16 protein-coding genes are annotated in these 17,932 nt (G+C 47.9%); all 16 read right to left on the bottom strand.

From position 1 onward, the window contains the following. Positions 1-47 precede the first annotated feature (47 nt). Complete coding sequence (gene cbiB, locus NXH67_RS13455) at positions 48-1,037, bottom strand: adenosylcobinamide-phosphate synthase CbiB (protein ID WP_272797699.1); 990 nt, start codon at positions 1,035-1,037, stop codon at positions 48-50. Between the two features lie 10 nt (positions 1,038-1,047). Continuing rightward, a complete protein-coding gene (locus NXH67_RS13460) occupies positions 1,048-1,833 on the bottom strand; it encodes an adenosylcobinamide-GDP ribazoletransferase (RefSeq protein ID WP_022779137.1) in 786 nt (261 codons plus the stop codon). Next, positions 1,820-2,332, bottom strand: coding sequence for a bifunctional adenosylcobinamide kinase/adenosylcobinamide-phosphate guanylyltransferase (locus NXH67_RS13465; RefSeq protein WP_272797700.1), 513 nt, complete (start codon positions 2,330-2,332; stop codon positions 1,820-1,822). Before NXH67_RS13465 ends, NXH67_RS13460 begins: the two co-directional genes overlap by 14 nt. Next, positions 2,329-3,420 carry a nicotinate-nucleotide--dimethylbenzimidazole phosphoribosyltransferase gene (locus NXH67_RS13470; protein ID WP_272797701.1) on the bottom strand — a complete coding sequence of 364 codons (1,092 nt, stop codon included), beginning with the start codon at positions 3,418-3,420 and terminating at the stop codon, positions 2,329-2,331. The genes NXH67_RS13465 and NXH67_RS13470 overlap by 4 nt, the downstream gene beginning before the upstream one ends. Then, the gene (locus NXH67_RS13475) at positions 3,414-4,775 is read right to left on the bottom strand and encodes a cobyrinate a,c-diamide synthase (protein WP_272797702.1); all 1,362 of its coding nucleotides are present in this window, start codon (positions 4,773-4,775) and stop codon (positions 3,414-3,416) included. Before NXH67_RS13475 ends, NXH67_RS13470 begins: the two co-directional genes overlap by 7 nt. Further along, on the bottom strand, positions 4,762-6,846 hold the full coding sequence (gene cobK, locus NXH67_RS13480) for a precorrin-6A reductase (RefSeq protein WP_272797703.1): 2,085 nt from the start codon (positions 6,844-6,846) through the stop codon (positions 4,762-4,764). Before cobK ends, NXH67_RS13475 begins: the two co-directional genes overlap by 14 nt. Beyond that, positions 6,836-7,594, bottom strand: coding sequence for a precorrin-3B C(17)-methyltransferase (cobJ, locus tag NXH67_RS13485; protein ID WP_272797704.1), 759 nt, complete (start codon positions 7,592-7,594; stop codon positions 6,836-6,838). The genes cobK and cobJ overlap by 11 nt, the downstream gene beginning before the upstream one ends. Positions 7,595-7,671: 77 nt before the next feature. Continuing rightward, complete coding sequence (locus NXH67_RS13490) at positions 7,672-8,607, bottom strand: cobalt-precorrin 5A hydrolase (RefSeq protein WP_022779143.1); 936 nt, start codon at positions 8,605-8,607, stop codon at positions 7,672-7,674. A gap of 43 nt (positions 8,608-8,650) precedes the next feature. After that, positions 8,651-9,415 (bottom strand): ABC transporter ATP-binding protein, encoded by a 765-nt coding sequence (locus NXH67_RS13495; protein ID WP_272797705.1) that lies wholly within the window; start codon positions 9,413-9,415, stop codon positions 8,651-8,653. Beyond that, the gene (locus NXH67_RS13500) at positions 9,405-10,433 is read right to left on the bottom strand and encodes a FecCD family ABC transporter permease (RefSeq protein ID WP_272797706.1); all 1,029 of its coding nucleotides are present in this window, start codon (positions 10,431-10,433) and stop codon (positions 9,405-9,407) included. Before NXH67_RS13500 ends, NXH67_RS13495 begins: the two co-directional genes overlap by 11 nt. Next, positions 10,426-11,193, bottom strand: a complete 768-nt coding sequence (gene cobM, locus NXH67_RS13505) for a precorrin-4 C(11)-methyltransferase (RefSeq protein ID WP_272797707.1) — start codon at positions 11,191-11,193, stop codon at positions 10,426-10,428. The genes NXH67_RS13500 and cobM overlap by 8 nt, the downstream gene beginning before the upstream one ends. A gap of 3 nt (positions 11,194-11,196) precedes the next feature. Beyond that, on the bottom strand, positions 11,197-12,351 hold the full coding sequence (cbiD, locus tag NXH67_RS13510; protein ID WP_272797708.1) for a cobalt-precorrin-5B (C(1))-methyltransferase CbiD: 1,155 nt from the start codon (positions 12,349-12,351) through the stop codon (positions 11,197-11,199). Positions 12,352-12,358: 7 nt separating this feature from the next. Then, positions 12,359-12,997, bottom strand: a complete 639-nt coding sequence (locus tag NXH67_RS13515) for a precorrin-8X methylmutase (protein ID WP_272797709.1) — start codon at positions 12,995-12,997, stop codon at positions 12,359-12,361. A 38-nt stretch (positions 12,998-13,035) separates the two neighbouring features. After that, the gene (locus NXH67_RS13520) at positions 13,036-14,502 is read right to left on the bottom strand and encodes a cobyric acid synthase (protein ID WP_272797710.1); all 1,467 of its coding nucleotides are present in this window, start codon (positions 14,500-14,502) and stop codon (positions 13,036-13,038) included. Between the two features lie 5 nt (positions 14,503-14,507). Then, positions 14,508-16,031, bottom strand: a complete 1,524-nt coding sequence (locus NXH67_RS13525) for an ABC transporter substrate-binding protein (RefSeq protein ID WP_272797711.1) — start codon at positions 16,029-16,031, stop codon at positions 14,508-14,510. Between the two features lie 5 nt (positions 16,032-16,036). Then, positions 16,037-17,671: a sirohydrochlorin cobaltochelatase gene (locus NXH67_RS13530; RefSeq protein ID WP_330676709.1), complete on the bottom strand. Its 1,635-nt coding sequence runs from the start codon at positions 17,669-17,671 to the stop codon at positions 16,037-16,039. Positions 17,672-17,932 lie beyond the last annotated feature (261 nt).

Genomic DNA, 17,932 nt, shown 5'->3' on the forward strand with positions numbered 1-17,932 from the left:
ATATCTCCCTATGGTACTAATTACTTTATTTGCAAATATACCGGCCCTCATCTCAGGGCACAATATGCGATTACCCACAGAATCACCATACAGCCCCCGCAGAGGTATTCTGTCAGGTACATAAGCAGGCTCGCTCTCTTAATATCATCTATTTCAATTTCCCTTACCGGGTCGCCGATATAGGGCTTTTTGACCACTTTGCCAAAATAGCTGGCATCTCCCGCCAGTCGCAGGGACAGAGCCCCGGCGCAGACGCTCTCTGTCTGGGCGGAATTGGGACTCTTGTGATTGTATCTGTCTCTTTTGAAAATCTTCGCAGCGCCCTTAAAAGAATAATTCTTACCACCGAATAAGGTTGCCAGAATCATAAACAAGGCACTTAGTCTTGAGGGGATATAATTTGCCACATCATCCAGCTTTGCTGCGGCTTTCCCGAAATATTCGTAACGTGTGTTATGATATCCAACCATGGAATCCATGGTATTTATTGCCTTATATAACAGCCCTAATACCGGGCCGCCAATAAAGGTAAAGATTAGTGGTGCAATGACTCCGTCTGAAGTATTTTCTGCAATTGTCTCCACCACTGCCCTTGTGACTCCTGCTTCGTCCAGACATTCGGTATCTCTGCCCACGATCATGGATACAGCCTTCCTTGCATCCTCGATGGTGCCGTTTCTAAGCGCATCGTACACCTTCATACTCTCCACATGAAGGCTCTTGGCCGCCAGAATGTAACAGGTAAGCATTGCCTCAACTGCCATTCCCAGATACGGATGAAGAAAATAGGCCCCAAACATCAGGGCTCCGGTCACAGCCACCGTTACAGCTATAACCAATATACACAACAGAATTCCTCTTCTTTGCTCACTTTTGTAGTCCCTGTCTTTGTTTTCCACATCACCTAAGAGCTTTTTATCCAAAAATCCGATGAAACTCCCAATTGCCCTGATGGGATGAGGAATATTGTAGGGATCTCCTATGATCTGATCCAGGAAAAAACCTATGATAAATGCGATAATATGGTATTTCTCCACCTTTTTCTCCTCATACCCAAAGGGCGCTGAAAACAGCCATTACAACTAAAATAACCGTCTCACCCGTAACTACATAATATCCTGCGGTATCCCCGGTGACGCCGCCAAAATTCCTGTTGCATTTATATCCGTACAGAGGCGTATAGACTACAAGTGCCGCCACTGCACAGATTCCCGCAAAGAAATTAGTCATAAAAATATATACCAGTGACAAAATCCCCCAAAATGTCAGAATGCAGATATCAGGCACTCCGCTCTTACCTGTCTCCATAGCCAGCATTCCGTCCTTTTTGGCCCTCGGAAAAACAATACTGGTAATGCCGCAGACTGCCCTGACAAGAGGGAAACTGCCATAAAAGCCCCGGAGAATATCTGTCATGTTGCTGTCAAAGGCCCTGTACACCAACACATACGCCGCTCCGAGCCATATCAGAAGCTCTACTCCTGCTCCGATTACGGCAAAGGCTCCGATGTGGGGATCCTTCATGATCTCCAGTTTCTTTTCCTTGGATTGATAGGAGCTAAGTGCATCCTTAACGTCCATGAATCCGTCCACGTGAAATCCCCCTGTGATCACCAGCGGAACCAGCGCCGTAGATATGGCAACCACCAGTGCTGGAAGCTCCAACAGATCCAGGAGTCTTGCAGCCATAAGGGCTATACCGCCGATCACCATCCCAACCAGCGGTAAGAAAGCTATAGCATGCTTGTAATTATCTTCATCCCATTCAAAATTCGGCATGGGAATCTTCGAATACATTGAAAAAGAGATTGCCATACTCTTAAATAAGTTCATAGGTCTTGTCCACCCTGCTTTTTAGATTTTTATTGACCATATCCACTATGCGGACATATTTTTTCGTATCTTCATCGTAGCCCTCTCCTTCAAGGGGAAAAGAGTTGGCTACAATAACCATATTCTCAGCTTGCTGCGCAAGGCTCATCACCGACTCCGTGATGTAGTCCGCAATCTCCTCGCAGCTCTTAGGAAGGTTCTGCTCCTCATGCATCTCATTTCCGACGAGATTGGACATGCACTCCAGAAGGCAGGTTGCCTTTGGGAGATTACCAAGTTCATCTATGAGTTCGTGGACCTTAATAGTCTTCTCTATTGTCTCAAAGCCCTTCCCTTCTCTCATTTTGCGATGTTTTTTCACACGCTCTTTTCCCGATTCCCCGAAGGGGATCATGGTTGCGATATAGTATTTAGGTCCATTCCCGGCAATCTCAGCAACAAGATCTTCAGCTCTACGGGATTTGCCGCTGTCGGGAGTTCCCAGTACCAGATATATCATGTATCAAACCTCTTATATTCATCGATGCTGTAATCAGCGAACTTGGCGCCGTTCAGATAATAATCCATAACCATGTCCAGAAGAGGAAAAAGCATAAGCGCTCCTGTGCCCTCTCCCAGAGCCATATTTCCGTTGATGTAGGGCGTAAGTCCCAGTTTCTCAAGCGCAAGACTATTGCCCGCTTCACGGCCTCTGTGGGAAGGAATAAGATAGTCCCTGATCCCCGGCACCAGAATATCTGCCACGAGAGCCGCTGTATTGCTGATAACTCCGTCTGTAACCATCGGAATATGGCACTGAGCACCGCCTATGAAGGCTCCCGTAAGTCCCGCAATATCAAGACCTCCAAGGGTACTTAGTATCTCAAAAGCCCGCACTCTCTCATCTGTAATTCTGTCAAAAGAATACCGGACTATGGCCTGTCCGATAACCTGTCTCTTACGGTCAAGCCCACTGTCGGAGAGCCCTGCTCCGCGCCCTGCCAGATTGCCCCCTGTAAACCCAAGAAGCGCTGTCAGAACCGCTGCGGAGGTTGTGGTATTACCTATCCCCATCTCGCCTGTGGCTATTATGCCATAGCCGCTGTCAGAGAGCTCTTTGACTAGGTTTCTGCCCTTTTCAATAGCGTTTAAGGTCTGTTCATAGGTCATGGCTGGTTCTTTGGTAAAATTGCAGGTCCCCCTTGAGACCTTCATGTCTCTTACTCCGGGGATTTCCTCGTCTGAATCAATTCCAATATCCACGGGAACAATATCTGTTTTGGCGTATCTTCCAAGGCTGCAGGCGCTGCTGATACCGCTACCAAGAGCCTTAGCGACGGATAAAGTAATATCCTTGCCGCTCTGGGATACTCCCTCTTCCACAATACCGTTATCAGCGCAGAATATTATGGCTGCTCTTTTAGAAGTCTGAGGATCCTTGTTTCTCTGAATGGCTCCGATCCTGCAGATCAGCTCCTCAAAGTCACCAAGCCCGTCTATAGGCTTGGAAATGCCGTCCCAACAGCTTTTGATATGGCTGTATATCGCGCTGTCCGGCTTATCTATTTTAATCTCATTTAATTCTTTCAGGATTGTATGGTCTAACATTCCAAAAACCTCGCAATTAATTCAGGTCTTGAAGGATAATACAGATGAGCAAAGCCCGCAAACACGTTTTCCTCAGCTCTGTAGCCCATCCAGGACTTTCCTGACGGCTTTGTCAGGTAGCAAAACTCCCCGTTGTCATCTGTGTCATAATAATGAAATTCATGAGCTCTGATATCCTCAGAAGCCTTGAGATATGGGGATTCCAAGGCACATGTCACTGTGACGTAACCAAAATGTCCAAGACGGTTTGTCATATGTCCCCGACCGGAAATTGCCCCCACCATTTCATAGCTTTGACCCTCCGGGTCAGTGAGGCTCTCCTGTAGGTACAAAAAGCCGCCGCACTCAGCCAGAATGGGCATTCCTGCCTTTGCAGCCCTGCGAATCTCCTCTTTCATCGATACATTTTCCGACAGTTCCTTCGCATGAAGCTCAGGATAGCCCCCGCCGATAATAAGTCTTGATACCTGAGGGACCTTTTTGTCATGAATCGGGGAAAAGAAAACAAGCTCCGCCCCCATCTGCCTCAGAAGATCGAGATTGTCCTCATAATAAAAGCAAAAAGCCTCATCAAGTGCCACTCCAACCTTAATCTTCTCTGTATTCGTTTTTAAGGACTCCGGGATGTGAAATTCCACCGGCGCCGTTATCTTTTTTGCATTCTGAGCTATTTCCACAAATTTCTCGAAATTAAGGCTCTCGGAAAGGGCATCCGCCACCTTGTCTATCATTTTTAGAAGCCCCTGAACCTCTCCGGGCATCACAAGTCCCAGATGGCGGCTCTCCAGATTAACTTCGGACAGCTTAGGGAGAGTAGCGATCACAGGAATACCTGTCTCTTCCTCTATTCCTTTTTTGATATCTTCAGAAACCATTGAGGAAATGTTGTTGAGGATAACTCCTTGTATGAGCTTCTCCCTGTCATAATCACAGAATCCCTTAACAAGTGGTACCACCGATCTGCTCATACCCTTGCAGTTTACCACAAGAATAGCCGGAGTGCCTGTAATGCTTGCAATATCATATGACGAACCTTCCGTAGAATCAGCTCTTAGTCCGTCAAATAGTCCCATGACTCCTTCCAACACTCCGAAGGAGCGGCCATCAGCGCCTCTTGCCAGAGCCTCTTTTACACCAACGTTCCCCATTAAAAAGACGTCAAGGTTCCTTGAGGGAATCCCCAACACCTTCCTGTGAAACATAGGATCTATATAATCCGGGCCGCATTTGAAGGCTCCCGGCAGGAATCCCCGCCTTTCAAGGATCCGCAGAAGTCCGCAGGTGATCAGCGTCTTGCCGCTACCGCTTCCGGGCGCACATATCATGATTCTGGGAAAAGACTTAGTCTCTGTCATGCTTCTCCCCCTTTTGAAGAGTAATGATATATACCGGATTCAGAGCATCCGCAAGGTGATACCTCCCGGCCTTTTTGTATCTGCAGGCAAAGACCTGAATTATGTCCGGCTCAATATTGGGGTAATCCCGCAGGCACTCCATAATCTCCGCGAAGGTCTCGGCAGTTACCGCATTTATCACGATCCTGGCGCTCTCGTTACTTGTAAATACTGTAGCTAGTATCTTGCCCATATTTCCGCCGCTGCCGCCAATAAATACATGGGTGGGAGCGGGAAGATCAAGCGCCTCCGGAGCCTCTCCATGAATGATCTCGATATTATCGGCCCCGAATTTTTCCTTATTCTGCTGCAAAAGAGCTACAGCCTCGTCTTTTTTTTCAATTGCATATACATTAATATCCGGCGATAGTAAGGCTGCCTCGAGAGAAACAGAGCCCGTTCCCGCTCCGATATCGTAGAATACGGCATTCCCGGTAAGAGCAAGCTTTCTCATGGAAAGTGCCCGTATCTCCTCTTTGGTCATAGGAGCTTTTCCGCGGATTATCTCATCGTCGGATAATCCATGCGCAGCAGGCTGATGCACAGCTGCGGGATTTTTGACATAGATAAGGCATTTGCCGCTTATATCTGCTGCAAGTTCCGGCTTTTCGGAGATTTTGAGAATCTTCTCATCAGTGGTTCCCAGATCACAGCCAACTGTCACGACCATATTCTCCCCAGTATTTTGGGCCTTAGCTGTTACAGATTCTGACATACCAATGATCTGACTGCTGCCTGCCGTTAAACTGCAGATTTCCCTTGCGTTGTCTGCATCTGAGGGAAGTATTATTACTTCTTCATTTTGAGCCACATATCCTCTTACATTGCACTGCCTTCCATGTGCACTGACAATCCGCACTTTTTCAAGAGATAGTCCAAGTCTCTCTGCAAAAAATGTCACTGAAGAGATGCCACATATACGCTTAATCTTATAATTCCTGTCCCTGAAATATTCAGAAGCCTTTTTGGCACCACTGCATAGGCTTATATCCCCGGAAAACAACACCAGAGGGTGCTTAAATTCACTGTTTTCCTCCAGATATTTATATATTTTTTCCCCGCTGTATTCAGGAATAATTGGAATTTCTTTATGGGATTTTTTAATAAAACCATTGCCTAAATTCCTGACAACCGCCTGGGCTCCAAAGATAACATCTGCTACTTCAAATTCTTTTGTCAGCTCTCTTGTAAAATATTCCTCTCCGCCCGGACCGATTCCTGCAAGTGTAATATTTTTTTGAAGTACTATTTCAATCTCACAGTGCTCAGCCAGAAGCTGCAATACCTTCTCGAGACTGTAGCCCTCGCTATTCTCGCTCTTGTTCTCGGGATTTTTGAGCACAACGGCTTTAATGCCGCACTCCAGCGCTGCCTCAAGTTTCTCCGACAGTCCGCCTGTCCTTCCGCTTTCCTTCGTAAATATGGCAGAAGCATTGATCTCTTTAATGGTAGCCACGTTCATTTGCCTGGAAAATGGTCCCTGCATGGCGAATATCTGCTTTCCCGACAGGCCCGCCTTGGCGCATTTGCCTATGCTCTCCTCGTTGGGCAGTACCCTGGCATAGAGCCTTGAAACATCAGGGAAAGAATCACTTATGTCCTGAAGATCCTTACTACCTGTGAGAAGAAGGATGTTTCCGCTTATTGCAGCAAGCGCAGATACTGCTTCTTTTAGCGTGTCTGCGTAAATAATGTCATCTCTGCCCGTAAGTTCTTTGCCGGTGTCCCTCTTGAGCCTTAAATATCGCACCTTCGCACTGTCACAGGCTCCTTTTATTTCCTCCGAAACCACAGTGGCAAAGGGATGTGTGGCATCCACAACTATGGTAAAGGAGCCGTCTTTAATGACTTTCTCTATCTCCCCGCGGTCTTTTCTGCCCACAAGAAGCTTGTCCTCGCCCTTTTCCGCCAGGATGTCTCTTCCGTATTCAGTTGCAACGCTGACCTCATGGGGAATACAATAGTCCCTCAGATAATCCGAGAGTATTCTTCCCTCTGTGGTTCCGCCAAAAACAAGCACTTTACCCTTCACTTCTGTATCCTCTTGCGGTAACCATATAATCACCGATATTCTCCGTGGATGAATTACCTATAAAAACAGTGCAGAACATATCTGCCTTGGCATTTTTGAGTTCCTGCAGGCTCATAACTTCGCAGCTTACACCTTCGCGGCCGATATTTCTTGCTATTCCGCAGACTCTGCTGCCCGGAAGTGTTTCCATCAATATGTCGCAGGCATGGGCCAGATAGCCGGCTCTGCCCTTACTCTCAGGATTGTAGATGACTATGGCAAGGTCCGCTGATGCCGCTGCCCGCAGCCTTTTTTCGATCAGCTCCATTGGTGTCAGCCTGTCGCTCATGCTTATCAGACAGAAGTCGTGAATAAGCGGCGCTCCCAGCATTGCGGCTCCTGACAGAGCTGCCGTCACTCCCGGCACAACCTCCACCGCTACCTTGGGATAGTCACCTCCCAGCTTGTAGGCAAGCCCCGCCATGCCATATACGCCGGCATCTCCGGAGCAGATCAGAGCAACTTCGCTGCCTTCTGCTGCCTTCTCCAGTGCCATTCTGACTCTGTCCTCTTCCCTGGTCATGGCAGTACTGATAAAATCCTTGTCCGGGAAAAGAGGCTTCATTAGCTCGCAGTAAACCGTATATCCGTAGATCACGTCGCACTCCGTAAGGACCTGCGCTGCCCGAAATGTCATATCTTCTTTACCGCCGGGGCCTATTCCCACTACCCATAATTTGTTTTTGTTTTTGTTTTCGTTTTTATTCATGTATCTTCCTTTTACCCGCTAATCGCTATCTTTTATCTGATTTTATCAGCCTTATATCTATCCCTGCCAGCCTCCGATCAGGCTTTCATCAGCACATCCAACATTCCTATCGCCAGTGTCATTCCATCCTTCGAGGTCTTATGAAGGACCATTTTGTCATAGCCATAGGCCGCAACCGCCCTCTCACAAACATTATCAGCGCCTGTGGCCTCCATAACCAGATCAGAGTGGGCAAAATCTCCGCCCTGCTCCATCAGAAACTCTGCCGAGTATGTCATAAATGGTATTCCCAGGCGCTCAGCCAGCTCTATAAGCCCCTGCTCATCCGCCTTTTTATCAATTGAGACCAGTGCCTTGAGGGATTTTGCATCGATTCCCAATTCCCGAAGCTTGCCGGTAAGAAAATCATAGAGTTCCTCACAGCTTTTTCCCCGTCTGCAGCCCATTCCCACAACGGTGCTCTTAGGGATAAGGCACAGCCCCTCCTCTTTCCGCATCTTTGGCGAAACAGTAAACTCTACTTCCTCTCCCGCCAGCAATCTTGCGGAAAAAGCCTTGGCTTCCTTCATGTCGTTTATGACCATGTTATTGTTTTTGGCAAAAACGTCCACAGCAAACTCACCATTCACATCTGTCGCCGTCGTGATTACCGGTACTGCAGCTATAATAGCCGCCAGCTCCCTCGCAGCCTCAACTGCGCCGCCGATATGACCTGACAGAAGCGGTATCACGAAGCTTCCCTTCTCATCTATCACCACAACTCCGGGGTCTGTGGTCTTATCCTTACAAAAAGGTGCAATTGCTCTAACAGCGATTCCTGTCGCCCCGATAAAAACAAGTATATTTCCCTGCCTGAAGTTCTCACTTGTCCATTCAGACAGGCCGCTTGCCTTCTCATAATCTGACTCTTCCGACGTTTCCCCGGAAATGCCCTTTTTGATCCTGAGCATCAGCTCTCTTCCGGCCTCTGTAAAGCATATGAATTTATATCTTCCGCACTCGGTTTTTTCCATTTTCCCCTGCCGTATATATTCAAAATATTTTTTTAAAAATAATTTATTTGCTCGTTATTACAGATAACAGTTGTTTTCTTACTTTTCTGTACATATCGAGAGAAAGCCCATATAAAGGCTGTATAACGCCGCTGTCCACTATTTCTTTCGGTGTCATACACAGTGTAGTTCCGTCATCTTTTACCAAAAGACATCTGGCCGAAATCTCAAGTGCAAGTTCCAGCTCATGAAGTGACATTATTATGGTCACTCCCCGGGCTGAGAGCCCCTTTATTACCTCCATCAGCTCCAGTCTGTGTCTGATATCCAGATACGATGTGGGTTCATCCATTACAAGATATTCCGGATCCTGGCAGATTGCCCTTGCTATCAGCGTTCTCTGCTTCTGTCCGTCGCTCATGGCAAGAAATGCTCTGTCACTGATGTCACCGATAGCCATAAGTTCGCAGGCTTCCTTTGCTGCCTGATGATCCTCTTTTCCAAAAAGTCCGAAACCATCGCTGTAGGGAAGTCTTCCCGACAGTACCACGTCATAGGCGCTCATATGCTCAGGCTTTACCCTGTCGGTATTGACAATGGCCATGCGCCTGGCCAGCTCCTTAAGGGGAATCTTTCCTATTTCCTGATCCTCTAAAAGCACCGCTCCGCCCATTGCCCTAAGCTCTCCGGAGATACTCCTTAGAAGCGTTGATTTTCCGCCGCCATTTGGCCCGATTAGAGAGATTATCTCTCCCTTTTCCACCTGAAGATTAACTCCGGTAAGTACCGTTTTTTTATGATAACCTGCCCTTAGATCCTTAATTCTCATGTCTCTTGTGCCTCCTGATTATCATAAATATCACTATAGGTGCACCAAAAAGGGATGTAACCGCCGAAACATTTAATTCCATAGGTGCGAACATCATCCTGGCAAGAAGATCGCTGAAAAGGCAGAAAATTGCGCCTGAAATAAAGGACGCCGGAATCAGCACCACGGGCTTGGAGGATTTAAGAGACCCCCTCATAAGGAAGGGCACCGCGATTCCGATGAAGGAAACAGGTCCTGCGAAGGCTGTGACACAGGCTGACAAAAGGCTGGACAACAGTATTATCAGCACTCTGCAGAGCTTTACATTAACACCGACGCTTCTGGCATAGGACTCACCAAGCCTGAAGGCATCGAGACTCCTTGACAGGAGCAGTACTCCCAGCATCCCCACTACCACTGTAACTACACAGTATATGGCTCCTTCAATATTTGCCCCGGAGAAGCTTCCCTGGGACCAGCTGTGAAGGTTAACAATATCCGAATCATCTGCGAAGGCAATCAGGAATTCCGTGATAGCGCTGCAAATGTAGCCTATCATAATTCCCGCCGCCAGAAGAGCCGCCATATTCTTGACGCTCTTGGATATTAGTATTATGAATCCCGTGGCCAGTAGCGAACCCACAAAAGCCGCAGCTATCAGCATTATCCCTGATACGCCGCCGGTAAAACTCCTTCCTGCCGCCAGAATAAGGAGAAGTGCCACCGTCATCTTAGCTCCTGAGGAAACGCCCAGAATATAAGGTCCCGCAATGGGATTGGAAAAGAACGTCTGCAGCAGAAATCCGGACACAGCAAGTGTGCCTCCCAGCACAAATGCCATAATTGTCCTTGGAAGCCTGATATTCATTATGATATTTCTCTTCTTCTCATCCGCCGCTGCGCCTGTCAGTATTTCCCAAAAGCTCCGCAGATCAATCCTTACGTTGCCCACAAGGAGATTAAGCAGTATTGCCGTGATCGCCAGGATCATCAGAATTACGAACACGCACACAATGCGGCGTCTGCCGCGGTCATGCATCCTTATTTTTTCCTTTGCGATATTCTGTGGTAAATTCCGGAGCATAGAGCCTCGACATCTCATAACCGCTCTGGGCTACGGCTTTTCCCACTATGATAAGGGCTGTTTTGGTTATGCCCTCTTTGCTTGCTGCCTCCGGAAGAGTCTTAAGACTGCAGATGACCTTCTTTTCATCGGGCCAGGTGGCCTTGTAGACTATGGCGCAGGGAGTATCCTCGGTCAGTCCCGCAGCAATGAGCCTCTCAGACAGCCTCTTCGAATCTCCCGCTGACAGGAAAAAGACCATCGTGGCTTCATGGGCCGCCAGGGCCTCCACCGACTCTTTTTCCGGGACCTTGGTTCTTCCTTCCATCCTTGTTATTATGACGCTCTGGCTTATCCCCGGAAGGGTATACTCCAGATTCAGACTGGCTGCTGCCCCGCAAAAAGAGCTCACACCCGGCGTAACGTCGTAGCTGATGCCGTCCTTATCAAGAAGGTCCATCTGTTCTCTGATGGCGCCGTAGATACTGGGGTCTCCCGTGTGAAGTCTTACCGTCGTCAGTCCCTCTTTTTCCGCATTTTTAATTATTTCCAGCACTTCATCTATGTCCAGCTTGCTGCTGTCGTGGATGCTGCAGCCCTCTTTCGCATAGTCCAGGAGCCCCGGATTAACCAGAGATCCCGCATAGATTATCACATCCGCCTTCTCTATCAGTTCCTTGCCCCTTAGAGTTATCAGATCCTTGGCTCCGGGGCCCGCACCTACAAAATGTACCATAAGCTATACTTCCTTTATCCACTCATGAGCCCCAGCCGTTGCCACAAGCTCAGTATTTTCCTTGGAAAAAACGATTACCTCAGCCTTTACTCTGCTCTCAGACCAGGTCTCAAGATATTCCCTTATTTTCTCAGCCATGAGCCGGAAAACAGCCTCTCCCCGGCCTGTCTCGTTAATTATTCCCACCGCTTCGTCCGTCATTACGCAGTTAAGAATGCGGTCTTTTACAGCTAAATATTTATCTTCGTCAAGGCACTCCTTAGACAACTGCGCCAGAATCTCCATTCTGTGGTCTCCGTACATGGAGTGGGTGTTCTTGATTCCCCCTGCCACTTTAACGAGCTTACCTATATGCCCTGCAAAGAGTAGCCTTGATAAACCTGCTTCTGCAGCCATTTTCACGGTATCACAGATAAAATTTGAACTCATGACCACGTCATTTTCATCGATGCCGTAGACCTCCTGCAGGAAAGTTAAGCCGTAATTACCCGGCGCCGCCATCAGCATATCCCTGCCCTCGGCTCTTCTAACACTTATTTCCGTGCGAATGGTATCAAGAAGCGCCGTATCACTCATGGGTTCCACGATTCCGGTGGTTCCAAGAATCGATATGCCTCCAACAATGCCAAGCTTAGGATTAAAGGTCTTCTCCGCCAGCTCTTTTCCTCCGGGAACGCTGATGGTAGCTCTCACTCCCCGGTCTGTCATATCGTACTTTTCAAGAACTGCCTCAAGGCTCTCCCTGATCATTTTTCTCGGAACAGAGTTAATGGCCGCATTGCCCACAGGCTGATCCATTCCGGGTTTGGTAACCCTTCCCACGCCTTCTCCGCCGTCTATATTGATTTTCGGCTCCTGCACCAGCTCTACCGTTGCAAAGACCTTGGAACCTGCGGTTACATCAGGATCATCTCCTCCATCCTTGATAACGGCGCAGCTCACCGTCTTCTTAGCTTCATCTCTTTCGATATCCGTAATCTCAGCATTATAGGCAATCCCCTTGGGAGTCATAATACTGACATTATGAATATCGCTTCCCGTTATCAGCATGATAAGCGCAGCTTTAGAGGCAGCCGCAGCGCAGCTCCCTGTAGTAAAACCGCATCTTAACCTCTTATCACCCTTTACGATGAATAATCCTTCTTCACTGATCTCCATAAACTACTTAACACCGCTTCGTAAGGCTGTACAGAATAGAATTACAGATTGCCGCAGCCACTGTGCTTCCGCCCTTTCTGCCTCTGTTCACAATATAGGGGACGCCACTATCTATTATAAGCTCCTTGGCCTCAACCACGTTTACAAAGCCCACCGGTACGCCTATAACCAGCTCCGGCTTAAGAGCCCCTTCCTCCATCAGCTCCTTGATCCTAACCAGCGCCGTGGGAGCATTGCCTATTGCGAAGATCAGCGGTACTTCCAGCTTTGCAGCCTTCTCCATGCTGACTATGGCTCTGGTAACTTCTCTTTCTTTAGCCTCTTTTGCCACGTCCTCATCTGCCATAAAGCAGTGAACCTCGCCCCCGAACTTAGCCAGGGTCTTCTTGCTGATGCCTGAAAGAGCCATATTTGTGTCGGTAACTATATGAGCCCCCGCCTGTATGGCCTTCCTGGCTTTGGCAATCACATCTGCTGAAAACACAAGGGTATCTGCGTACTCGAAATCTGCCGTGGTATGAATAACCCTCATTACTGTGGGAAGAAGCTCTTCGTCAATGTCTTTTCCCAACTCTTTTAATTCCTGTCCTATTATTCTAAAGCTCTCCTTCTCTATATCAGAAGGCTTGATATGTTCAAGATTCATTCACATTCCTCACACAATAATGAATTTGATCAGTATGATCATATTCCGATGATCCTGTAGATCATTTCCCAGTCAAGGCTCTGCCTCAGAACATCCGCCAGTCTGTTCAGCTCTTTTTCCTGATGAACGAAGGCTCCCTCAATCTCAGGAACAGGCTCCGTTATGCCCTTTTTGTCATAAACCAGCTTAAGCAGGGCCTGTGTCAGGTCCGCTGAATCAAAAATGCCGTGGATATAGGTCCCCAGCACATTCTCATTGGCAATTACGGGAAAAGTATCAGTGTCTGCAGTACTTTCTCCCATATGAATCTCATAGCCCGTAACCTCCATTCCGGAAAGCGGCGCATAGACTCCGGTCAGATTACCGATTGTCCCGCTGACCTGACGCAGGTTCTTGGTCTTTTCGAAGACCGTATCCACATGCAGTAGAGACAGGCCTTTTGCTTCTCCTCCCGTCTCACTGCACTCCGGATCTGTGATGCATCTCCCCAGCATCTGAAAACCGCCGCATATGCCGATAACAAGCCCCCCGTTACCGGCAAGTTCACCTATTTTTGCGGCGAACCCCTCTTTATAAAGCCACGTAAGATCACCAAGAGTGTTCTTGGTGCCGGGCAATATAACAATATCAATATCTTCCAGTTCCTCCGGTGAAGTCGCATAGAACAGACTCACCCCCGGTATATTTTCAAAGATGGTAAAATCCGTATAATTGCTGATAAAAGGAAGCCTTACAACAGCTATCCTGACCTTGGCGTCTGCTGCCGTCTCGCTGCCTCGCCTTAACCTCTCGGACACACTGTCCTCTTCATCAAGATCCAGCTTCACATAGGGCACGATCCCTGCAAAGGGGATGTCACTATAAGCCCCAAACATCTCAAGTCCCGGCTCCAGAAGCGTCACATCTCCTCTGAATTTATTGATTATCAGACCCTTTACCCTATCTCGTTCTTCCCGGGAAAAAAGGCTGATGGTACCCAGGAGTTGTGCGAACACTCCACCGGGATCAATATCTCCGGCAAGAATTACCGGTGCATCAAGGATCTCCGCAAGGCCCATATTTACTATGTCATTTTCCCTGAGGTTGATCTCCACAGGGCTTCCGGCGCCTTCGATCACGATGATATCGGAATCCTTGGCCAATCTGTCATAGGCAGCCCTGATATCAGGAATAAGGCTCCTCTTCATCCTGAAATACTCCCTGGCCGGCATGTTTCCTATGGGAAGCCCGTTAACAATGACCTGCGAGGTGGTATCCCCCATAGGCTTCAGAAGTATCGGATTCATGTCCGAAGAGGGCTGTCTTCCCGCCGCCACAGCCTGAAGGGCCTGGGCTCTCCCTATTTCCCTGTTGTCAGGGGTTACGAAGGAATTAAGGGCCATGTTCTGGGATTTAAAGGGCGCAACTCTATAGCCGTCCTGCATAAGAACTCTTAGTATCCCCGCTGTCAGTATGCTTTTTCCAACTCCGGACATGGTGCCCTGGATCATTAGATTTTTGGCCAAATATTTTACCTCTTAAGTTTATGGAAAAACTCCGTTTCCTCTTTTTCCTCATTTATTACGCTGTAAAGGTCCCTGATTATGGTTCCCGTGCTGTCAGAGAGCTGATACAGGGACTTATCCGTATACCAGACATTTCCCGATAAAACAGCCCCGAAGTCGCCAAACACGGCGTCCTCCTCAACGAGCTGCGTAAGAGTCTCCGGCGCATCCTGAATAGTTGCATTATAGATAAGTATGTCGGCATTCTGTGCGTAGTCATAGAACGCCTCAACACTGATAGTTACCTGGGATGCTACGCTGTCATCATCTCCTGTTGGCGCCAGATACGTTCCTCCTGCCATCCCCACCATCTTGGCAAAATAGTCTCCGCTTCTTCTGGTAACTATCTGATGATTGGAATTAATGGAAAAGATCACAACGTTTTTGCCTGAAACATCACTTAAATCCAGCGACTCAACATGCTGCTCCTGCTCAGAAAAAATCTCACTGGCAGCCTCTTCTTTGCCGGCTATAACGCCGTATACTTTAACCCATTCGCATCTTCCAAGGGGTTCTTGCTCATAGCTTGACCTGTCGATAAAAACCGGAATTCCCAGCTGTTCCAATTTCTCCCGAACCTTGGGAACATGCAGGATCATAGTGTTTTCAATGGCAAGATCCACGTCCTTCATGACTATCTGCTCATAGTCGGGAGCGCTGTATTTACCGCCATAGGCAAGGGTTCCACTCTCCATGGCCTCTTTTGCCGAATCAATGTACCAGTCATCCTGCATGGTGCCTGATAAAGCGATGTCTCCAACGCTTCCAAGGCTGTCGAAATGGCACATGACACTTGAAGCCGCCATATATACTGAGTCCAGCGGTCTCATAAGTACAGTGATATCGGATGAAACCTGTGGAATTTCTCCTCCTTCCGGAATGAGAAGGTAGTTACTGCCATCATCCACGCTTATTACAACGTATTCATCGCTGTAACGGTGAATGCGGTAACACTGCGCATAGGCATTTTCGTCTGTAGAAATATAGGTAAGGCCCGATATTGCAGGCGGCTGTAGCGCAGCCCCATTTGATGGATTCTTAGTAACATCACTACTCTCTGCCTGATTATCAGCAGCTGCAGTCTCTTCGGCACCGTCACCGCCTCCAATAGTAAGAAGCAGCGTATATTCAATAAGGTGAGGCTTGCTCATGGCAGTGGTATCCGCCTGAACTACGAACTCTTTTCCCAGAACAACAGGAACTTCAAATACAGAGCCGCCCTCGGTGCTGACAGGGTAAAAAGTCTGTCCGTCAACCACCATATAATCATAATTGGAGCTGCTCCATATCAGTGTTGCCACAGCCTTCCCGTCCCTTACGGTGACGCGGCATGGGCTCTCTAGATATGCCTTACCGCTTCCTCCCTTAAGCACCACGGATGCGGTGTATTCCCCATCGGAAACACCGCCGCATCCCGTAATACATAAGAATATTGTAAGCAGAAGAATAAGGCTTTTTATATACTGAACAACCTCTCTTTTTTGCTCCATACCTATTATTTGATCATATCACCTGTGTGCTTAACATAGATATCCTGAACTGCTTCAATTCCGCCAAGACCTGAGATCTGGCAGTCTACGCTCTCGAAGCTTCCGTCTGCTTCAAAGCCGCTCTTCCAGGAATCCTCATCATCTCCTGCCATATCGTTGTTGGCGTGGTCTCCTGCAACAACCATGAGGGGTCTTAACACAACCTTCTTGTAGCCTGCCTCTTTTACTGCTGCAATAACATTTGTCAGCTCGGTCTCCTCGGGCTCGCCCTCAACGGTTCCGATAAATACGTTCTCATAACCAAGCTTCTGCATCTGAGTCTGCATCTGACTGTAGGTAACCTTTGCTGTATGTGAAGTTCCGTGGCCCATGAATACGAAGGCTACTCCTTCATCCTTTGCTGCTGCAAGATCGGCAAAACCGGCCTCTTTTACTGCTGCCTCTGTTACAGCAACTGCTACCTTTTCCTTATCCTCGTTGATCTCGGAAGCATCTTTTCCCACAGTTCCAAGTAAAGGCTCAGCGATGGCTACTGTCTCGAACTTGTCCTTGTAGCTCTCAACAACTTCCATCAGCTCATCGTACTCAGCGCCATGCATAAGGTGTGTAGGCTGGATAACAAGGTTCTTAACGCCGTTGTCAACAGCTCTCTGAAGGGCCTGCTCCACGTTGTCGATTTTCTCAGCATCCCTTGCGTATACGTGGTTGATAATGATCTGAGCTGTAAAAGCTCGTCTAACTGACCAGTCAGGATAAGCTGCTGCAAGGGCCTTCTCGATACCGCCGATGTCCTTGGCTCTGCTGTCATTGAAGGATGTTCCGAAACTTACAACAAGAAGCTCATTTTCTCCGATATCATCTCCATTAAGGGGATCATCCTTACTTGCATCTCCTGTATCTCTTCCAAAGTAGTCAGGATCTGCATCTTCGCCCTCTACAAGTTCCTTCTGATCATCTGTAAGAGCATCCCAGGCTGCCTTAGCCTTTTCGCAATCCGCGTAGGTGTTGTCGTTGTAGGTCTGAACATAAATTGCATCAATAAGATCTGCTACTTCCTTAGCCAATTTCTCGTCCTCTTCTCCATTAGATGCCTGAACATCAGATACTGTTACTTCATGGTCGTACCATTTTCCCTTGGTTCCTATAAGAGCCAGCGGGAATCCTGCGTCAATGGCAGGTACGGGAACATCAAAGCCGTATACTTCTTCTGTGGTTCCATCCTCATATTTAACTATGTCTGTTGTGGGCTCAAGAAGAACTGCGCCGTCCTTCTGGGCATCCTCGGCACTTCCCGGGAAAAGATTGACGATATTCTTGGAAGGAAGTGTGATATGAATGGTCATCTCTCCATTCTGCACCTTAAGAATTCCCTTATCTCCATAGGCTTCATTGATGTGGAACATGCTTGAATCTGTTGTGAAAGTTGCTGTGTAGGTTCCATCCTCAAGAACTGCTGTGTCCTCTGCTGATTCCTCAGCCTTTTCAGCTGTGACTGACTCAACGTTCTCTTCCTTTACTTCTTCGCTTACTGCCTCTGTGGCCTGGGGTTCAGCTTCCTGAACTGCCTTTTCTCCGCAGCCTGCTGTTACTGCAGCTACCATTGTCGCAGCCATAAGGACTGCCAGCATTTTCTTTTTCATAATAATGTCTCCTTAAATGTTATATAATATATATGTGAAATATATATAATCGAGTAGGCTGACTCCTACTTGATTTCGCCCACGAACATTCCGCATTTCATGCTCGCGCGTAAGGTATATGTTGCATTTATGCAACATATACCTTACGCGCGAGTGCGCATCCATAGCGGAGCGTTTTTTGTTTAATAGGAAATTCGGAGGAATTTCCTCGTATTATATGATCATACCCTTTCTTTACCTCTTCTATAGGTATAGGGTATG

The sequence above is a fragment of the Butyrivibrio sp. DSM 10294 genome (assembly GCF_028539135.1).
GTDB lineage: Bacteria > Bacillota > Clostridia > Lachnospirales > Lachnospiraceae > Butyrivibrio.

What these genes read in the sequence shown, in the direction of transcription:
- NXH67_RS13460 (WP_022779137.1), bottom strand. Translation starts at nt 1,833, where the DNA reads ATGAACTTATTTAAGAGTATGGCAATCTCTTTTTCAATGTATTCGAAG.
- NXH67_RS13465 (WP_272797700.1), bottom strand. Translation starts at nt 2,332, where the DNA reads ATGATATATCTGGTACTGGGAACTCCCGACAGCGGCAAATCCCGTAGA.
- NXH67_RS13470 (WP_272797701.1), bottom strand. Translation starts at nt 3,420, where the DNA reads ATGTTAGACCATACAATCCTGAAAGAATTAAATGAGATTAAAATAGAT.
- NXH67_RS13475 (WP_272797702.1), bottom strand. Translation starts at nt 4,775, where the DNA reads ATGACAGAGACTAAGTCTTTTCCCAGAATCATGATATGTGCGCCCGGA.
- cobJ (WP_272797704.1), bottom strand. Translation starts at nt 7,594, where the DNA reads ATGAATAAAAACGAAAACAAAAACAAAAACAAATTATGGGTAGTGGGA.
- NXH67_RS13490 (WP_022779143.1), bottom strand. Translation starts at nt 8,607, where the DNA reads ATGGAAAAAACCGAGTGCGGAAGATATAAATTCATATGCTTTACAGAG.
- NXH67_RS13495 (WP_272797705.1), bottom strand. Translation starts at nt 9,415, where the DNA reads ATGAGAATTAAGGATCTAAGGGCAGGTTATCATAAAAAAACGGTACTT.
- NXH67_RS13500 (WP_272797706.1), bottom strand. Translation starts at nt 10,433, where the DNA reads ATGCATGACCGCGGCAGACGCCGCATTGTGTGCGTGTTCGTAATTCTG.
- cobM (WP_272797707.1), bottom strand. Translation starts at nt 11,193, where the DNA reads ATGGTACATTTTGTAGGTGCGGGCCCCGGAGCCAAGGATCTGATAACT.
- cbiD (WP_272797708.1), bottom strand. Translation starts at nt 12,351, where the DNA reads ATGGAGATCAGTGAAGAAGGATTATTCATCGTAAAGGGTGATAAGAGG.
- NXH67_RS13515 (WP_272797709.1), bottom strand. Translation starts at nt 12,997, where the DNA reads ATGAATCTTGAACATATCAAGCCTTCTGATATAGAGAAGGAGAGCTTT.
- NXH67_RS13525 (WP_272797711.1), bottom strand. Translation starts at nt 16,031, where the DNA reads ATGGAGCAAAAAAGAGAGGTTGTTCAGTATATAAAAAGCCTTATTCTT.
- NXH67_RS13530 (WP_330676709.1), bottom strand. Translation starts at nt 17,671, where the DNA reads ATGAAAAAGAAAATGCTGGCAGTCCTTATGGCTGCGACAATGGTAGCT.